The 18,856-nt window shown below is 59.8% G+C and carries 16 protein-coding genes; 8 read left to right on the plus strand and 8 right to left on the minus strand.

Going from position 1 to position 18,856, the window contains the following annotated elements:
• The 5 genes from ASF70_RS23515 to ASF70_RS04515 form a co-directional block, all read right to left on the minus strand.
• Window positions 1–636, minus strand: a 636-nt coding sequence (locus tag ASF70_RS23515) for a BapA prefix-like domain-containing protein (protein ID WP_082471759.1), incomplete at its 3' end; no start/stop codon positions are given.
• Between the two features lie 313 nt (window positions 637–949).
• Complete coding sequence (locus ASF70_RS04495; protein WP_062577797.1) at window positions 950–2,389, minus strand: TolC family protein; 1,440 nt, start codon at window positions 2,387–2,389, stop codon at window positions 950–952.
• 521 nt (window positions 2,390–2,910) lie between these two features.
• Window positions 2,911–3,348: a YeeE/YedE family protein gene (locus ASF70_RS04505; RefSeq protein ID WP_062577801.1), complete on the minus strand. Its 438-nt coding sequence runs from the start codon at window positions 3,346–3,348 to the stop codon at window positions 2,911–2,913.
• Window positions 3,348–3,776 (minus strand): YeeE/YedE thiosulfate transporter family protein, encoded by a 429-nt coding sequence (locus tag ASF70_RS04510; protein WP_062577803.1) that lies wholly within the window; start codon window positions 3,774–3,776, stop codon window positions 3,348–3,350. Before ASF70_RS04510 ends, ASF70_RS04505 begins: the two co-directional genes overlap by 1 nt.
• Before the next feature lie 287 nt (window positions 3,777–4,063).
• On the minus strand, window positions 4,064–6,229 hold the full coding sequence (locus ASF70_RS04515; protein ID WP_062577805.1) for an EAL domain-containing protein: 2,166 nt from the start codon (window positions 6,227–6,229) through the stop codon (window positions 4,064–4,066).
• 1,049 nt (window positions 6,230–7,278) lie between these two features.
• On the opposite strand from ASF70_RS04515, the gene ASF70_RS04520 reads away from it, so the two are divergent.
• The gene (locus ASF70_RS04520; RefSeq protein WP_062577807.1) at window positions 7,279–8,217 is read left to right on the plus strand and encodes a 3-hydroxyacyl-CoA dehydrogenase; all 939 of its coding nucleotides are present in this window, start codon (window positions 7,279–7,281) and stop codon (window positions 8,215–8,217) included.
• Here ASF70_RS04520 and ASF70_RS04525 read toward each other — a convergent pair.
• Together ASF70_RS04525 and hisD are read right to left on the minus strand one after the other, a co-directional pair.
• A complete protein-coding gene (locus ASF70_RS04525; protein ID WP_062577808.1) occupies window positions 8,214–8,966 on the minus strand; it encodes a glucose 1-dehydrogenase in 753 nt (250 codons plus the stop codon). The genes ASF70_RS04520 and ASF70_RS04525 overlap by 4 nt on opposite strands.
• On the minus strand, window positions 8,963–10,273 hold the full coding sequence (gene hisD, locus ASF70_RS04530; protein ID WP_062577810.1) for a histidinol dehydrogenase: 1,311 nt from the start codon (window positions 10,271–10,273) through the stop codon (window positions 8,963–8,965). The genes ASF70_RS04525 and hisD overlap by 4 nt, the downstream gene beginning before the upstream one ends.
• 80 nt (window positions 10,274–10,353) lie before the next feature.
• On the opposite strand from hisD, the gene ASF70_RS04535 reads away from it, so the two are divergent.
• From ASF70_RS04535 to ASF70_RS04550, 4 genes are all read left to right on the plus strand, one after another.
• On the plus strand, window positions 10,354–11,346 hold the full coding sequence (locus ASF70_RS04535; RefSeq protein WP_156461764.1) for a substrate-binding domain-containing protein: 993 nt from the start codon (window positions 10,354–10,356) through the stop codon (window positions 11,344–11,346).
• Window positions 11,347–11,515: 169 nt separating this feature from the next.
• Window positions 11,516–12,505: a TRAP transporter substrate-binding protein DctP gene (gene dctP / locus ASF70_RS04540; RefSeq protein ID WP_062577811.1), complete on the plus strand. Its 990-nt coding sequence runs from the start codon at window positions 11,516–11,518 to the stop codon at window positions 12,503–12,505.
• 158 nt (window positions 12,506–12,663) lie between these two features.
• A complete protein-coding gene (locus ASF70_RS04545) occupies window positions 12,664–13,194 on the plus strand; it encodes a TRAP transporter small permease (RefSeq protein WP_062577813.1) in 531 nt (176 codons plus the stop codon).
• 1 nt (window position 13,195) lies between these two features.
• Window positions 13,196–14,476 (plus strand): TRAP transporter large permease, encoded by a 1,281-nt coding sequence (locus tag ASF70_RS04550; RefSeq protein WP_062459155.1) that lies wholly within the window; start codon window positions 13,196–13,198, stop codon window positions 14,474–14,476.
• A 46-nt stretch (window positions 14,477–14,522) separates the two neighbouring features.
• Here the strand turns inward: ASF70_RS04550 and ASF70_RS04555 are convergent, their stop codons facing one another.
• Window positions 14,523–15,548, minus strand: coding sequence for a LacI family DNA-binding transcriptional regulator (locus tag ASF70_RS04555; RefSeq protein ID WP_082471762.1), 1,026 nt, complete (start codon window positions 15,546–15,548; stop codon window positions 14,523–14,525).
• 183 nt (window positions 15,549–15,731) lie between these two features.
• On the opposite strand from ASF70_RS04555, the gene ASF70_RS04560 reads away from it, so the two are divergent.
• The 3 genes from ASF70_RS04560 to ASF70_RS04570 are packed head-to-tail and all read left to right on the plus strand — an operon-like array spanning window position 15,732 to window position 18,801.
• Window positions 15,732–17,099, plus strand: a complete 1,368-nt coding sequence (locus ASF70_RS04560; RefSeq protein WP_082471763.1) for an LLM class flavin-dependent oxidoreductase — start codon at window positions 15,732–15,734, stop codon at window positions 17,097–17,099.
• A 21-nt stretch (window positions 17,100–17,120) separates the two neighbouring features.
• Entirely contained in the window at window positions 17,121–18,482 is a 1,362-nt protein-coding gene (locus tag ASF70_RS04565) for an acyclic terpene utilization AtuA family protein (protein WP_200943511.1), read from the plus strand.
• Between the two features lies 1 nt (window position 18,483).
• A complete protein-coding gene (locus ASF70_RS04570; protein WP_062459166.1) occupies window positions 18,484–18,801 on the plus strand; it encodes a DUF4387 domain-containing protein in 318 nt (105 codons plus the stop codon).
• Window positions 18,802–18,856 lie beyond the last annotated feature (55 nt).

The raw sequence follows: 18,856 nt of genomic DNA on the forward strand, positions 1-18,856 counted from the left end.
ATCGGCATCGGCGTCTGCATCCGCGTCGGCATCCGCATCGGCATCGGCATCCGCATCGGCATCGGCGTCTGCATCCGCGTCGGCATCCGCATCGGCGTCAGCATCCGCATCCGCATCCGCGTCGGCATCCGCATCCGCGTCGGCATCTGCATCGGCGTCAGCATCTGCATCCGCGTCTGCATCTGCGTCCGAGTCATCGTTGTCGTCGCCACCGCCGCCGCCTCCGGAAGCGAGAGCTATTCCTCCAGCTCCAAGCGCGCCGAGTGCAGCAAGGCCGAGAATGGATGCATCGCCGCCACCTTCAGCGCCACCCACCAACTGGTCGCCGCCGGCTGACTCGGTGAATGAGAAATCGGCTTCTCCGACGGTGTGGTTGCCATCCCAGACGACCCCGTTCTCATCCACCAGGACCAGCTTGCTCGGTGCTTCACCAGGGCCGCTGGTGTAGAAATCGGCAACTCGGATCGCCTCACCGTTCTGCAGGCGGATGACGAGATCGTCGCCCTCACGGATGGTCGCAGCAATGTCTTTCGGGCCGACCTCAAGCTGAATAACGCTTGGTTCACGGACAGAGATGTTGCCCGATGCGACGGTAATGCTTTCACCACTTGCGATATTCGTTACAACGGCAACCATGGATACATCCTCTTAAGGCCGTGAGCGTCACAGCGAAACTGAACGGACCTGGCGGATGGGCAGCGAGATGCGATGACACGGACCGTCAAAGGTCTGCGCCGGGCAAAATGTTGAATACCGAACTGGCTGGTCCGGCAGTGTCTCGATTGCTGTCAATCCTACCAAGAAACTCTGGGATAAGACTTGCTCAATTTTAGAACGTTATCAATTAGCGATAACTAATTCTCGCATCGGACGGTTGATGCAGGGTTAATGCCGGTCAGCGTATTTGCGTTTATGAAAGGCGGACAAAAACGAATTTGACCCCTGCGGGCTAGAGAGCGCCGCGCAAAGCAAGCTCTTCGAACCGGTTTCGCTTGTCCTTAACGTCCGCGCCGATACTGGAGGCTTGAAGCGAAACGGCAAGCGCCTCGCTGAGTCCGGTCTCAACGTCTGCTCCGCGTTCGGCATTCTCTGCGGCAGCTGGTCCTGCCTCTATCGGCAGTGCTTGTCGCGCAGGCATCGCGACCGCCATTTCGATTGGCGTCTCCGACCTGGAGGCGCCGCCGTTTAGGACGGTCGCGGCCGTGCCCGGCTTCTTTTCGAGCTTGAAGATGTCCCGCAAGCGCCCTGCCGCGGAGGCACACTCGATATTCAGCTTATGGACATCGAACTGGATGTTGATTGCGTCGAAACGTGCGGCATGTAGCTCCTGATCGGCATTCAAGACATCGAGGAGAGTCCGCGTTCCCAGGTCGAGGAACTGCCTCTGATAAAGATCTCGGGTTTCGCGCATCAGCGTCTGTCGCGAGGCGAGTGTCGTGAGCAAAGCGCGCATTCCAGACAGCTGCGTGCGCGATTCCATCCAGCTCCGCTGCGCGCCTGTCCTGGCACTGGCGATGCCGGCCTCAGCGGACTGAACCGCGAACTGGCCAGCTTCGCTCCGGGCCTTATAGGAGCCGCCATTGTAAAGCTTGCCGGTCAGTTTCAGACCGATCGTATAGTCCGGGCTGCCTGGTGAATTTCCGAGCAGATCCATGCTGCTACCGCCTTCAAGCGCCAGGGTGGGCAGGACATCGGCCTTGCTGAACCGCAGGTTGGCCTCGGCGGCCGTCTTCTTCGATGCCGCTGCCCGGACGCTCGGCACCGTATCCCAATCGGGCTCTTTGGCAGAGCAGGCATTGGGGAGGTCTGAGGGAATACTCGCTCCGAGATTGATCTTCCCGGACATACCCAACAGCGACGCCATGCTGCCCTGCCAGCGCTCCGACTGAGACCTGATCTCCAGTGCCGTGGTCTGGGCCATCTGCACCCGCGCTTCGGCCTGAAGCTTGTCCGATCTCGTGCTGGCTCCCTGTTCCGTTCGCGCGTTGACGAGCTCGAGGATTTCCTTCGTGTCGCGCACCTGATCGGACGCGACAACCGCCAGACTGCGGTTTCTCAGGGTTTCGAGGGACGCAAGCGCGGTGTCCCTGATCACGTTGTCGACCACGGCAATGAACTCGGCGCGCCGGGTTTCTTCTGTCGCCGTGGCACTGGCGACCTGACTGGAGACTTTCCCGAAGTCGTAGATCATCTGCGACGCGGTCACAGTCGCTGCCGGCTGAAAACCGTTCCCGAAAGCGCTGCGCCTGCCGACATCGATCCCGCCCCCGATCGACGGAAAATATCCCGATCGTGCATCCCGGATCGCCGCGCCTTGCTGGTTGAGTTCGCCCGCCGCCTGCATGATCGATGGCTGATAGTCGACCGCCCGCCGGACGGCCGCCTGCATGGTCAAATTCGTGTTCCGGTCCTTCACTGCGGGCCGAGAGCTCGGGACTGATGCGGTCGCGATACTGTCGACCGATGTCGTCCGCGCCCGCGTCTGCGTCTGCGCGCAAGACGCAACGCTGAAGGCGAGCGGCACAAATATCGCCGTCCGGACAACACGGGAAAGCATGCTCATCGTATCCCCCAAGCCCGCAGGTCCAGACGGACCTGCAAAGACAAACCACCGTCGCTCGACTACTTTCCAAGCCGAAGCATTTCAAGCAATTCTAATATACGTCTCAAGATGGTTAATGACTGCTTAACTGAGATCTCGTCAGTCTCTGGAGCATGATGATTGTGTTGTCGGAGTGGGCGGGAAAAGGCCGCGCCGCGGGCCGGACGAGAGGGCGAAGCTAAACTGGCTTCTGGTAAATGCTATGCTCGACAATGCGGGAGTAAAGAACCCCTTATACTGCCTTCAATGGTTCATGGGATGGTGGTTCGAATGCCATCGAGGTTGCGGAAGTTACCTTCTCCGTCTCATCAGGACCGCGCTGCCACAGTCTGTCGGGACGACACCATGCGATGGACAAACATACCGGCAAGCATGGCCGCGACGAACAGTGCTGCTTCCCAGCGGCCTGTAACGAGAGAGGCGATTGCGGGACCCGGGCATAGACCGACGAGGCCCCAGCCGAGACCAAACAGTGCAGCGCCTGCGACAAGTGGACGGTCGATCATGCGGCTCGTCGGCACATGGAACTGGGTTTCGAAGACCGGTCTGCTGCAACGACGCCGGATCGCATAGGCAATTGATGACGGGATCAGTGCCCCGCCCATCACCAAAGCAAGCGACGGATCCCAGTTACCGGTCACATCGAGGAACGCCAGAACACGGGCGGGATTGACCATGTCGGACACGACAAGGCCAATGCCGAACAGAATTCCGCAGGCGATGGAGACGAGCATGCGCTGGGTCATCATGCCACTCCGATCAGATGCCGGGTTATGAAGACGGTTGCTGCCGCCACGATCATGAATGTTGCCGTCGCGACGATGGACCGGGGCGATAGGCGTGCCAGTCCGCAAACACCGTGGCCGCTGGTGCAGCCGGAACCAAGCCGCGTCCCGAAGCCGACCAGGAGCCCGCCTACCACAAGAAGGGGAGGCGAGGCGGTGATCGCGAACTCTGCGTGCCGTAACAAGGTAAAGGCGGCGGCAGCTCCACCGAGTATGCCAACCAGAAAACCGACCCCGAGCGGACTGATTCCACTGCCTGTCCATCCGACAGCAGATGCGGCCAGACCGGAAATTCCGGCTATCCGACCGTTCAGCAGCAGGTAGATCGCGGCGGAAAGGCCAATCAGAAGGCCGCCGGACAGCGGCCAGATAAAGCTGAGATCAGACATGGGTCGTTTCCTTGGCGCCGACAGCGCGTTGACCGATATCTTCAGATAATGGATGCCGTTGTCTTCGGCCAGGGGGAACTGGCGCGCAGTCCCTACACGCTCAAATGACAACGCAGCAGCAGCGCGGTACTGCTAAACGCGTGATGGCCGTAAGCGCGTCCGAAACGACGCCAAGCAAGTTCCGTTACGATGACGCAGCGGTGGACGCATGCGTTTAAGTCTGCGCGTGGGGTCTTCCTGCCGGGGCATGGCATCAGAATGCAAAGCCCCAGCGTAACCTGTCCCCTTCAGGTTCGAGCCATCCGGGAGACGTATGCTGCAACGTCCTGGCGAGGAAGAGGTCGCGACATCAGAAAGCCCTGAAGATCGTCGCATCCAAGCCGTTCAAGTTCGGCACGCTGCTCGATTGTCTCAACGCCTTCAGCCGTTATCTTGAGCCCTTTCGCTCTGGCCATGCCAATCATCGCAACAACAAAGGCTCTGCTGCCGCTTTGGTGCATTTCGCCGATAAACGACCTATCGATTTTGATGCGATCCACCTCGATATTCTGCACGCGCGAGAATGAAGAATACCCGGTTCCAAAGTCATCTATGGCAAACCGGACGCCTGCTTTTCGCAGCATGGCTATGGTTCGCTTCAGGTCGATTGTGTTATCCGCAGTTGCAGTTTCGGTCATCTCGATCTCAAGCCTCTCGGGGCTTACGTTCATGTTTGCGAGGGTCGTCAAAACCCGCAGACTGTAGCCGGGAGAACTAAGCTCAAGCGGCGAAGCGTTGATCGCAATAGAGATGCCGGGAAGATCAGCGAGAGTTCTGCATGCATTGTCCAGCACAAGGGCGCCGATGTCGTTGATCAACCCGATGTCCTCCGCCAGAGGAATGAACTGGTCGGGACTTATGTAGCCCATCGTCGGGTGCTTCCACCGAGCAAGCGCTTCGAGAGAACAAATGCTTCCGTCGGTCGCATTGAAGACTGGTTGATAAAAAGTCTCGAGCTGGGTCCTGGTCTCGACTGCAAAACGGAGATCGCTTTCCAACGCCCTGCGCCTGCGTAGCAGTTCGTCCATATGTTCACCAAACACCGCATGGGTATTCCTGCCGGCTGCTTTGGCATGATAAAGCGCGATATCAGCCTGGCGCGTCAGTTCGATTGGGTCACATGGGCCTGTTGCTAGAGCTGCTCCGACGCTTGCGCCAATGACGACATGCGTCGTTCCGATTTCGAACGGTGCCCGCAGTGACTGCACAATCTTCGATGCGAGATCTTCAGCATTCCTGGCATCATTTCCTCCCAGCAGAATGGTGAATTCATCGCCTCCCACCCGCGCCAGAAGAGCTTGCGGCAGGAGATCGCGCATCCGGTTTGCTGCCAAGCAGATCAGCTTGTCGCCAACCGGGTGACCGAACGTATCGTTGACAGCCTTGAAGCGATCAAGATCAACGAACAACACACAGTGGAGAGCCTCGGCGTGCCCGCTCGATAGTTGACGATTGAGTTGCTCGTTGAAGTAAGCGCGGTTTGCAAGCCCGGTCAGGGCATCGTGGGAGGCTTGATGTTTCAGTTCTGCGCGGCTCGCAGCCAGCCGCTCGGAGCGGCGCCAGATTGCACCTCCAGAAAAACTGGTCCCAGCGAAAAGTGCGATAAACGCGATGAAAAGGGCTGGGGCAGTGGCTTCGAATACATATTGTCCGGGTTGGAATGGGTTCCAACGGAAGTATCCGAAGACTTGCCCGTCTCGTGCGACCAAGGGTACGTACGCAACATTCCGTTCCCGAGGTCGCTTGGAGGTGAACTCCAGTTTGGCGAACTCATATTCGGTACCGATGGCCAGAGGAAGATCGCCGTCGAGAAAGCGTATGCTCACATGCAGCATTTCCTCGCCCGGCGTCTGTTCCAGATCACCGGTGTCTGAAACGATTGGCTTTATGCTGACAATTGCAGGTCGAAATCCGACATAGCTCAGATCAGCTTCGCCAATCGAAAGCGTCCGTTCGCTGATACCCTCGGTATCTTCGGCAAGTAGACGCGCTTGAAGCTTTTTAGCGAGCGGCAAGTAGGCGTTGCGGAGATCATCTGGGGTAGGGGAATAGTCTGTCTCGGATGAAAACAGATATTGCACAGAGAGGTCCGGTCGAAGGACCAAGGCGCCATCATGCCCAAAATAGCTGTGCATCCATGAACCGAGGTTCGTCTCGATCCATTTCAGGTCGCCACTGGTTGCATGCCTCACGGCGTCGTCCCAGACAGTCGCGCTTTCCTGGTCATGCGCAATGCCAGCCGTCAGTTTCGCGACCGTAAGTTTCATGAGATCGCGCTGCCTTGCCGCGGCCACCTCATCGCTTGTAGCAGCCGCCCAACTCAAACTCAGTAAAAGCAGACCACAGACGACCAAAGAAACGAGAGCCGGCAGGCACCATCGTAGAAACCACTGACTCTGAAACTGTATCTTCATCCCGCAACCGTCATCTCTTATTTTACGTGATGGTAAAACAGAGGCTATTAAAGCACGGGTAAGTAAGGTGGTTACGTCTGCGTTAAATGGCGAAACAGCGGCACGACTTCCCCAGGCATCCTCCTACCAACGAGTGCGAAGAGCGGCTGAGGGATAAGCCTTATCGCAGGCATTCTCCAGACAAATCCGCTGGGTTAACTGGCATGCGCGACCTGCCTACCAGCCTTTGCCTGGACAACACCCATCGACAATTCACGCGCGGCCTGACGCCGTTTGGCGGGCTTCCAATCAGAAATTACCGCCACACAAACTGCGTCCAACACAGTGGTCGCGCGCCCTTGGAACTTCTGGTCGTGTGAAATTGCGGGAGCTGGTATTCAGTCACCATTCAGGCCCGATGACTAGTTTGACATCCAACTTAACAATGGGAGGCATGGACTCATGCTCGCTACGCGATGCAAAAGTGTCTTCGATGACTTCTCAGTCCGCGAAGAACAGGATGGAAACCTTGGAGTCGATAAGGAGCAACTTCTGTTGGCTTTCCATCAGGGAACCCTCGCCGCGAAGGCAAACCGCGATGTTGGCCACTGTCCTTTCAGCGCACTGACACAACCGTCCGAATTCCTCGCGTGGTTGGAAGGCTTTCAATGCTGTTCGGCGTCACGCTAGCGAATTCGTCGGAGCGGTCCTCCGGCATCGCATCTCTGCATGAGGTGGGCTGTCCAAGGATTTCTCTGTTTACGGCGAGACAGGCTCTTCGCCGTCAAGGACGCACTAGCACCGAGATTGCAGAAATGCCTTCGGAAAAGTTCGGTTCTGGAATGAAGTAACCCCGGGGCGGTGACGCTGCTTCGGGATATCAGTCCGGGAGCAACCGCCTGCCTCGTCCACTGCCAAAAGCCGATACGACGACGGTGGGACGCCTTCCTTCGTGAAAGATTTTCACTTGAATGATCGGCGATTGACCCTCGGGCTGCCTTGCTGCTTGCTCACCCAGCCAGCGTGGAGGCGCTGCCTTTGACTGCAGCTCACAAGGGGAGATCCAGGACATGAATGCGATCAGGAACGTTGCCATCGTCGGCGCAGGTCTGGTGGGGCAGGGCTGGGCGATTGTCTTCGCGCGAGCCGGCATGGACGTCACCGTCTATGATGCCCGCGAAAACGCCGAGGCTGTCATCGGCGCGCAGATCGACAAGGCCGTCGGCGATCTTGCGGCCGGGGGGCTTTGCGGCGACGTGTCTTTGGTTTTGTCGCGCATCCGTTTTGCGCGGAGCCTCAGCGAGGCTGTGTCGGGCTGCGACTACGTACAGGAGTCGGCGTTCGAGCGGATCGATGTGAAGCGCGAGGTCAGTCTTGCGATCGATGCGGTGCTTCCCGCCCATGCCATCGTCGGCAGTTCCACCTCAGGATTTCCCGGGTCGGCGTTCTATGAGGAGTGTGGCAACCGGGAGCGGTTGATGGTGGTGCATCCCGTCAATCCTCCGCATCTCGTGCCGCTGGTCGAAATCGTCCCGACGCCCTGGACTGCGCCACAGGCAGCGAGCCGTGTCCGGCGCCTGATGGAGGATGTGGGGCAGTCAGCCGTGTCGCTGTCGCGCGAAATTCCCGGCTTCGTGCTGAACAGGTTGCAGGGCGCCCTGCTGGACGAAGCGTTTGCACTGTTTGCGGAAGGGTATGCTACGGCCGAAGACATCGATCGCACGGTGCGCGACGGGCTTGGGTTGCGCTGGTCGTTCATGGGACCGTTCGAGACCATCGATCTCAACGCGCCGAAGGGGCTTGCAGATTATGCCGAACGGCTCGGGCCGATGTATGCCGGATTTGCCGATCAGCGCAGGGCAGACCGAGGCTGGGCGCCGGATGCGGTGACACGGGCGGATGCGGAGCGTCGCGAACTGCTCGCAGAGCAGGATCTCGATGCCAGACGCTCCTGGCGCGATGAAATGCTGATGCGGATCGTCCGGGCGAAGCAGGCGGTGGCGGACTAGTCCGCCGTCCAGCCGCCGTCGATCATCAACGCCGAGCCGGTCATCAGGGACGACGCGTCGGAGGCAAGGAAAATGGCGGCGCCGACGACGTCTGCCGGCTGCCCCAGGCGACCTAGCTTGATCTTGGACAGCGTCTCGCGGCGAAACTCCTCATCCTCGAAATACGAGGCGGTCATGGGTGTCTCGATAAAGGTGGGGCAAAGGGTATTGATGCGGATGCCGGCAGGTCCAAGTTCGACCGCCAACGCCTTGGTAAAACCTTCAATCGCAAATTTTGAGCCGCAATAGAGTGTCCTGTTGGCCGCGCCGACATGGCCCATCTGCGAGGACATGTTGATGACGGTGCCCCGCCTACCATGCCTCAGCATCACGGCCGTCACGGACTGGGCTGCAAAAATTGCAGCCTTCGTGTTCAGGCCGAAGACGGCATCGTAGTCGTCTTCAGTGACCTCGGTCAGCGGCTTGGGGCGATTGGTGCCGGCATTGTTGACAAAGATATCGAACGGCGCTTGCGCCTCGACATGCTGGCGGAAGCCGGCAATGTCGGTGACATCGCACACAAGCGGCCGCGCCCTCCAGCCGCGCGTAGACATCAAAGCGCAGGCCTCCTCGATCTCCGTCCGCGAGCGCGCGCAAAGCGTTACTTCGGCACCCGCCTCGGCAAGGCCTTCGGCGACCGCGCGTCCAATGCCACGGCTGGCGCCGGTGACGAGCGCCCGCTTTCCGCCAAGATTGAAAAGGCCGCTCATTCGGCTGCTTCGCCATAGGCGACGTCGCGGTTGCCATAGCGTCTCACCCGCAAGTTCGCCTGTTCGGCATGGCCGACGAAACCCTCGAGCATGCTCAGCCTCGAGCAATAGGCGCCGATCTCAGCCGCCGCTTTGTCCGTTGTGACGCGCTGGTAGGAATGCGTCTTGAGAAACTTGCCGACCCAGAGACCGCCGGTATAACGCCCCGCCTTTTTCGTCGGCAAAGTATGGTTGGTGCCGATGACCTTGTCGCCATTGGCAACGTTGGTGCGTGGGCCGAGGAAGAGCGCACCGTAGGAATGCATGTTTTCGAGAAACCAGTCGTCCCGGTCTGTCATAACCTGCACGTGCTCGGAGGCGATGTCGTTGGCGACGTTGAGAATCTCCTCGTAGGTGTCGCAGACGATGATCTCGCCGTACTCGCTCCAGGATACGGAAGCGGTTTCGGCAGTTGGCAGGATTCCGAGAATTCGATCGATTTCAGCGATCGTCGCTTTCGCCAGCGTCTCCGAATTGGTCACGAGAACCGCCGGGGAATTGTAGCCATGTTCGGCTTGCCCCAGAAGGTCTGTGGCGCACATTTCCGCGTCCACAGTCTCGTCCGCAATGACCATCGTTTCGGTCGGGCCGGCAAAGAGATCTATTCCGACGCGCCCGTAGAGCTGGCGCTTTGCTTCCGCAACAAACGCGTTGCCGGGGCCGACAAGCATGTCGACGGGGCGAATGGTCTCGGTCCCGAGCGCCATCGCGCCGATCGCCTGAATGCCGCCGAGGACATAAATTTCATGAGCCCCGCCGAGATGCATTGCAGCGACGATGGCGGGGTGGGGTTCGCCTTTTTGGGCCGGAGCCGCTGCTGCGATGCGGGGAACTCCCGCCACCGAGGCCGTGAGGACAGACATATGCGCCGACGCGACCATCGGGTACTTGCCGCCTGGAACATAGCAACCGACCGACTGGACCGGAATATTGCGGTGGCCGAGGAAGACCCCCGGCATTGTCTCGATTTCGATATCGGTCATCGACGCTCTTTGGGCTTCGGCAAATTTGCGGATCTGAGTCTGGGCAAACCTGATGTCGTCCATGTCGCGAGCCGACACCTTGTTGATTGCCGCCTCGATCTCGGACGTGGTCAGTCTAAACGAGGCCGGAGAGAAGTTGTCGAATTTCGCCGACAGGTCGCGTACTGCGGCGTCGCCTCGGGTTTCGATGTCCTTGAGCGTCGCTTCGACAAGCGTCCTGACTTTGGCGTCATCTTCGGCGCGTTCGGCGGCCGCCTTCCCCTGTTTCATATAGCGAATTGACATGTCTCACCTCCCTTTTGACATCGAGCGTAATGTGCTAGCGACGCTGAATGCAAGTTTTCATCATTGCGTGAAAAAATTTCATGGAGTCTGTTTTGAAGCCGACAGCCAAGCAGGTCGCTCATGAAGCGGGCGTTTCCATCGCCGCGGTATCACGCGCGTTTTCGCCGGGGTCGTCCATCGATCCGTTGAAAAGACAGCGTATCCTTCAGGTCGCAGCGCAGTTGGGTTATAGCAGTCCGGCGCGCCGTACTGCCGAGGTGATCTCCGCCGGTACAGTGACGTTGGTGGCAGGCGATCTCGCCAACCCGTTCTATCCACTCGTTCTCGACACGCTCGCAAAAGCACTGCAGGCGGTCGGGAGACAATTGCTCGTCTATGCTATCCCGCCGCAGGCGGACATGGACCAGCTGACGCCGCAGATCCTTGCCGCTCGCCCCAGCGCACTTGTCGTGACCTCCGCAAGCCTGACGTCTGGAATGGCCAACGCCTGCCGGCAGCATGGCATCCGGGTGGTGCTGCTCAACCGGATCCAGCGCAATGTCCGCGTAAATGCGGTCGCGTGCGACAATCACGCAGGCGGTCGTGATGCGGCACTGTTTCTGCTCGGCAGGGGGCGCCGACGGATAGGCTTCATCGGCGGGATCTCCAACACGTCTACCCACCGTGACCGGGCGGAAGGCTTTTCCGAAGCATTACGCGAGAGCGGGCATTCCGTGCTTGCCGAGGGAAACGGGGAGTTCACCTACCGAGGCAGCTACGGCGCAGTGCTATCACTGCTGACAGCGAAAAACCGTCCGGATGCGCTGTTCTGCTGCAACGACATCATGGCCCTCGCCGCCATAGATGCTGCCCGCGAACTTGGACTGTCCGCACCTGAGGATCTTTCGATCGTTGGATTTGACGACATTCCCATGGCCGGCTGGAGATCCTATCGTCTGACGACGATCCGGCAGCCGATTACTCGCATGATCTCCGAGGTCGTGGGCCTGATACAGGCCAGCAAGACCGTTCTACCCGACGAGACGACGACCAGCATCCTGCCTGGCAAATTGATCGTGCGCGGCAGTGCCTGAAGACGATCCTGCACGACCAGGGAAGAAGGATATTTCGGGCGTCGGCAGAAAAAAACTTGACGGGACGGGCAAATTTGCGAAAGTTAGTGCACACGTTTGCGCATCTGCAGCGGCGATAAGGAGGTCGCAGCTGAGTCACCGGATGCATGCATTGACCGGGAGGGATAAGATGAAGCTCAAGACACTTGCTGTCGTTCTGGCAGCTCTTGTGATGGGAACGGGACAGGGTTTCGCCGCCGAGCGGGCCCTTCGCGTCGCCACCAGCGTTCCGCACAATCACTACCTCACCAACGTCATCAAGGAGTTCGCAGACAACGTGTCGAAGCGGACCAACGGCGAAATTACCTTCGAGTTCTATGACTCGGGTTCACTCGTCAGCGACCAGCACATGGACGAGGCGGTTGCAAACGGCACGATCGATATAGGCGTTGCCTCTGCATCCATCCTTGCCGGCACCGTGCCCGCTCTCAACGTGTTCGCCGTGCCATTCTTTTTCGATACGCGCGAAAAGCTCGATCGCGCCGTGCTGCCCGGAACCCCGATCAGGACCATACTCGACAAGAGGATCAACCAGACCGGGTCGCGCGCGATGTTCTGGATCCCTTATGGCTTCATCACGATGATCACCCGCGACAAGGAAGTTCATGTCCCTGCGGATATGCGCAACCTGAAGATCAGAACGTTCGGCTCTACCGTCAGCGAATTCGTCGAGGCCGTGGGAGCCGCTCCGGTCGTCACCAGCGGTAGCGAACAGTTCCTGGCGCTTCAGCGCGGTATCGTCGATGGCGGGCTGACGGGATGGCCGTCGGTCGAGGAGCGCCGCCTTTTCGAGGTTTCGCGTTACGTCATCGCGACGGACCACATGTATGAGACGCATTTCGCCCTGATGAGCGAAAAAGCTCTCGAAAAAATGCCGACCGAACTTCGTGCGATCTTCCAGGAGGAGGCCGCGAAACTCGAGACGGTGCTCATGGATCGCATCTTCGATGCCACCAAGCATACGCGCGAGGTTCTCGCGAAGAAGATGGAGATCATCGATCTCACGCCGTATGAAATCGTCCGGTGGAAAGAGGAAACGGCACCTGTCGCAAAGTCGTTCTACGACAACGGAAACGACCTTGCGAAATCTGTTTTCGACGAAGCGCAAAAGCTTCAGTAGCGGCAATTGGCTAGCCGCGCCGCCTCGCACAGAGTCGGCACAATGTAAAACCACGACACCAAAAACAAGGGCGGGGCGCAATGCCACCGTCGCGGCGAAACGCGCATTCGCGCAGCGTCTGAGAGGGTCAGACGCGAACGTCTGGGAGGAACGGCACCATGCCCCCGCAAGAAAAGAAATGGGTCGGCACAATCGAGTCGACCATCATGAGGATCGGTGAATACAGTTCATGGATCTACCTCTTCATCGGTATCATCGTCGCCTATGAAGTGGCGTCGCGATACTTCTTCAACAGTCCGACGGACTGGGTCGAGGAGACCTCACGTCTCGGCATGGTCTGGGCAACATTCCTGCTGTTTCCAGCCTGCATGGGGCGCCGGCAGTTGATCTCGATCACGCTTTTCTCCGATGCGGTCGGCGAACGCGCCAAGGTCGTTCTCGAAGGCATAAGCTTTGCGATCATTGCGCTCGCCTGTGCCGTCGTCTCCTTCGAGGCGCTTGTTGCCGCAATCGACGCGGCGAGAGTCGGCCGCGCTACGGCGAGTGTCCTGCGCATCCCCTATTGGCTCTTCTACCTGCCGGTCGCGATCGGGTTCTTTCTTTTCTTCGCCCAGGCTGCGCTGGAACTGATCCTGCTTGTTGCGACGGGGCAGCGACGCAAGCTCGAACTCGCGCACGAGGAGATCTGATATGGAAAGCGTTATCGTACTAGTCGCGCTCTTCGTCTTTCTGTTTGCGGGCATACCGGTCGGTATCGCGCTTTCGACGACGGGTATCGTTCTTCTCCTGATGAAGGACGTGCCGCTCGCCAGCGTGTCGATGGAATTCCTCGGCTCGGTCAACAATTTCATCCTGCTGGCGGTGCCGGTGTTTCTCTTGACGTCGAATATCCTGCTGAAGGCGGGGGTCGCGAAAGACCTGTTCGACGCGGTGCAGCGATGGGTCGGCGGCGTGCGCGGCGGTGTCGCGATCGCAACGATCATCTCCTGCGGCATCTTTGCCGCGATCTCGGGCTCGTCCGTGGCCGTTGCGGCCATGATCGGCACCGTGGCAATTCCCGAGATGACCAAGCGCGGCTACGATCGTCGCTTTGTCATGGGAACGCTCGCCGCTGGCGCAACGCTTGGCATTCTCATCCCGCCGTCCATTCCGCTGATCATCTATTCGGCGGTCGCGGAGCAGTCGACCGCCTCGATGTTCCTTGCCGGCGTCGGGCCCGGGCTGTTCCTGATCTTGCTGTTCCTGATCTACTGCATCGTCAAGTCGTTCATGGGCGCGGCACCGAAGGCGGAAAAAAATGAATCCGGTTCGGGTGGTCGGATGGCTGCAAGCCTTCGCGCCCTGCCGACCATGGTCATTGCGCTGACGATGATCGTCGGGATCTATGCAGGCGTCTTCACGCCGACGGAGTCGGCAGCTGTGGGCCTCGTCATGACCCTGATCTACGTATTCGGCATACGCCGCGGCGTGTCTTTTGCAGATTTTCGCGGGGCAGTGTTCGGCGCGGGTCTTACCACGGCGAACCTGCTGCTGATCATTGCGGGGGCAAACGTATTCGGCAAGGCGATCATGCTTTACCGCATTCCCTACGAAATCTCCCAGTGGATCGCCGTCAATATCGAGACGGCTGGCATGTTCATGCTGGCGGTCACCGCGGTGTTGCTCTTGCTCGGCCTGTTCCTGGAGGGGATCGCGATGATCCTGATCGTCCTTCCGGTGCTCCTCCCTTCGCTCGGCGTGCACGGAATCGATCCGATCTGGTTCGGCATCTACTTCGTGCTGATGATCGAGATCGCGCTCATTACGCCGCCGGTGGGTATGAACCTCTTCGTGATCCAGTCGGTGGCGAAATCGAGTTTGAAGGAGGTGATGTACGGGGCTCTGCCATACGTCGTCATCATGCTGTTCGCCGTGCTTGCCATCTACTTCTTCCCCGCAATCGTGATGTATATTCCGAAAGCGGGGGGATAGGCTGCACGGATTTTGGATCGAGGAAGGGCGCTTTTAGCGCCCTCTTTCATGCCCTGCCGGTGGAGCCGCGAACAATCAGCTTGCCGCGCATGGCGATCAGTTCGTCCGGCAGGCTCGGATCGACCGTGCGCGCCCGCAGCAGTTCAAAGGCCCGCTGGATCATCAGGGGCAGGGGCTGCTGGATTGTCGTGAGGTCGTAGATCGGCCGAGCGGACGCAGCAACGCCATCGAAGCCTGCAACCAGGATGTCGCCGGGCACATCGATCGACGCCAGGCGCAGTGCGTCGAGGACGCCCATGGCCATGATGTCGCTCAACGCGAAGATCGCATCCGGGCGCTCCACCGACGGGATCGCCGCGATCTCGCGACCGGCCTCGAAGCCGCCGTCGTAATTGGAGTGGCCGTCGATTCGAAGCGAGAGTGCCAGACCGGCCTGTTCCAGTTCGGCGACAAATCCTTCCTCGCGTTCGCGAGACGTCGAACTGGTGGAGGAGGTGTAGATCAGTCCGAAACGACGGCATCCTCGCAACATCAGAAGTTTCGCCATCTCAGCACCGCCAGCACGATTATCGCAGGTGACGAAGCATCCGTGCGAAAGTGCGACGCGGTTGACCATCACGAGCGGGACGTTGTTCTGGGCGCAGATGTCGGCGGCCTTTGAAGACAATATCGCCGACGAGATGATGCAGCCATCGACCTGGTACTGAATCAGCGCCTGCGCAGTGGTATCCTCGATAGGCCCGCCGCCGGCATGAATGATGAGGAGGCGAAAGCCGAGCTTCTCCGCTTGTCGCGTCGCTTCGTGCAACAGCTCCGTATAGAACGGGTTTTCAGCCGGTCCGAGGACAAGTCCGTACAGACCGCTCTTCCCCGAAGACAGCGTGCGCGCCAGAACGTTCGGCATGTAGCCGTGTTCTTTCGCAAGCCCGATGATCAGGTCCCGCATTTTTTGGGAAATCCGCGTGTCGCCTTTGAGCGCGCGGGTCACCGTCGATGGCGCGACTCCCGCCAGTGCTGACAGGGTAACGACCGTCGCTCGGCGCGGTGTGGAAGGCGGCAGTGTTGAGTTCATACCGATTCATAACAAAACAGCTGCGCCCTGTCGCGCCACTCCGCATCCGCACCGATGCGAAAAAGAGGGGCTGCATGACAAAATATTCGCTCCCAACTTGACATCTCCTCCAAGAAGAGATTGGATCGGAGTGCGCAAACGTTTGCGCACATATTTGCGATTGACGATGACACGGGAGGAACGATGTCTACTTCAAAACGCCAGATGAAAATGGTGGGCTTCCTGCAGGCGCAGAACTGCTCGATTGCGCCCGGCTCATGGCGGCATCCTGCCGGCGCCACCGATTTTCTGTCGGCCGAATATTTCCAGCGCATCGGACGCATCCTTGAGGACGGCAAGTTCCATCTCGCCTTTTTCGACGACCGTCTGGCCATGCCCGACATCTACGGTGACGATCACCAGGAAGCGGTCGAGAACGGTGTTCGCGTCGTCAAGATGGATCCGGTCTCGATCATCACGGCGATCGGCATGGCGACCAGCCATATTGGCCTGGGCATCACCTATTCGACCACCTATTACGAGCCCTTTCATGTGGCGCGCCTGTTCGCAACGCTCGACCTGATGACCAAGGGCCGTGCTGCGTGGAACGTCGTGACCTCGCTCAACAATTCCGAGGCAGCCAACTTCGGCCGCGTCGAGCATCTTGCGCATGACCTGCGCTACGAGCGGGCCGACGAATTCCTGGACGTGGTGACAGGGCTCTGGAACAGCTGGGAGCCTGATGCGCTGATCGTCGACAAGGAGACCGGCCAGTTTGCCGATCCGAAGAAGGTCCATCGGCTCGATCACAAGGGCAAGTATTTCAGCTCGAAGGGTCCGCTGCCGGTGCCTCCGTCGGCGCAGGGGCGCCCTGTGCTGATCCAGGCAGGCCAGAGCGGCCGCGGTCGGGAGTTCGCCGGCAAGTGGGGCGATCTGATCTTTGTCGTCTACCCGACCCTTGAGGCAGGGCAGAAACAATATGCCGCCGTCAAACAGGAGGTCGCTGCCGCCGGTCGAGATCCCGACGACGTGGCGATCTGCCCGGCCTGCTACGTCTGCGTCGGCGAGAGCCAGGAAATCGCCGAGGAAAAGCGCGAGTACATCCGTGCGCTCGCTAAGCCGATCGATGCCGTCGTGCTGTTGTCGGAAGCGCTCAACTTCGATTTCGCCAGCAAGCCGATGGATAGCGAATTCACCGACGAGGAGCTGAAGAAGCTGTCATGGTCGGGCTTCAAGGAGCGCGTCATCTCCCTGAGCGGCAAACCCAATCCGACCGTGCGTGACTTCGTGCACTATTCGGGCCGCGGCACGATCGGCGAGTTTCCGATCTTCTGCGGGACGCCGACCATGGTCGCCGACCAGATGGAAGAGTGGTTCACATCAGGAGCCTGTGACGGTTTCGTGCTTGCGGCCACCCATACACCGGGCGCCTACGAGGACTTCGTCCGCTACGTGGTGCCGGAGCTCCAGCGTCGCGGCGTCTATCAGAAGGACTATGCCGGCACGACGCTGCGCGAAAACCTCGGCATTCCCATGCCGGTTCATCCCGCCCAGCGCCAGGCGGCGGAATAAGCGAGCAGTCGGAGAAGAGTGATGAAAGAATTCAGAATGCTCTCGACGAGCGGCATCCTCGGCTACGGTTATGCCGAGGAATCGCTCAAGATCGGAATGTCGTGGGAGCCGCATGTCATTGGTTGCGATGGCGGCAGTACCGATCCGGGGCCCTACTATCTCGGTGCCGGAACGTCCTTCTGCTCGCGCCTTTCGGTCAAGCGTGACCTGCGGCTGATGCTGCAAGCCAGCATTGCGGCCGGTATTCCCTGCATCATCGGCACGTCCGGTGGTGCAGGCGGCGAGCCGCATCTGCAGGATACGGCAGCCCTGGTGCGGGAAATTGCGCGGGAGGAGGGGCTGTCGTTCAAGATGGCGCTGATCCATTCCGAGCAGAGCAAGAGCGACCTTGCCGGCTGGGCCGAGAAGGGCCTCACGAAACCGCTGGCAAAGATGAAGCCGCTCGACCGGCAGATGATCGACAACTCTACCCGCGTCGTCGGCATGATGGGGCCGGAGCCGTTTGCAAAGGCACTCGATGAGGGCGCGCAAGTCATTCTGGCCGGTCGAAGCAGCGATCCGGCGCAGTGGGCGGCACCCGCCATCCGGGCCGGCATGGCGCCGGCACCGTCGTGGTATGCGGGCAAGATGCTGGAATGCGGCGCCGAGCCGACCGTGCCAAAGGAGCCGGACTGCATTTTCCTTCGCGTTCGCGACGACCATGTCGTCTGCGAGCCGCCGAACCCGATTCGGCGCTCGACGCCGTTGGCCGTCGCGAATTTCGCGCTGCATGAGAATTCGAGCCCGATCCACCACGTCGAGCCCGGTGGTCTCTTGGACACGACCGATTGCCGGTTCGAGGCGATCAGCGATCGTGCCGTCAAGATCGACGGCATGACCTGGACGCCGGCCGATCGGTACACGATCAAGCTCGAAGGCGTCGAGATGGCCGGTTACCGGTCCATCGCGATCTGCGGCACGCGCGATCCGATCCTGATCTCGCAGATCGACGACTATCTCGCCACCCACCGCGAGAAGGTTGCCGTGAAGGCCGAATCCTTCGGCGTTCCGCGCGACGATTACCGGATGATCATCCATTGCTACGGCAAGGACGGCGTCATGGGCGGCTGGGAGCCGGTCAAGCAGATCACCAGCCACGAACTCGGCTTCGTGATCGAGGTTGTCGCCAAGACGGCGGATGTCGCCAATGCGGTCATCGCCATGGCGCGCACCTCGATGCTGCATGCGGATTTCCCCGGACGTCTGTGCAAGGAAGGCAACATGGCGTTCCCGTTCAGTCCATCGGATATCGACATGGGCCCGATGTATCGCTTCAGCATCTTCCATACGGTCGAAGTCAGCGATCCCTGCGCCCTGTTCCCCATCGAATACGAGAAGGTGTGACATGGCCCTCATCAGAGACATCGCCCAGATCTGCAAGAGCAAGAATGCCGGTCCTTTCAACGTCACGATCGACGTCCTGTTCGAGGATCACGACCTCTACCGCCGCGTGAAGGCGACGGGAACGCTCAATGCGGCCCTTTTCTCCAGGCTCTACGGCGTCAAGGAAGAAGACGTTCTGTTCACGCCCTACGATACCGCCGCCGCGTTCAAGGCGACGTTCCCGCGAGCGATTCCCGCCGGCGATATCGGCGATACCGACGTCTACGGTGCGCAACAGCACGCCCCCCTGCTGGATGTCGACATCCCGCTCGAAAACTAACCACGACCTGCGCATGGGTCTTCCGCTGGAGGCTTGAGGGAGACCCATGCGATTG

This window comes from Rhizobium sp. Leaf321 (assembly GCF_001423215.1).
Lineage (GTDB): Bacteria > Pseudomonadota > Alphaproteobacteria > Rhizobiales > Rhizobiaceae > Neorhizobium > Neorhizobium soli.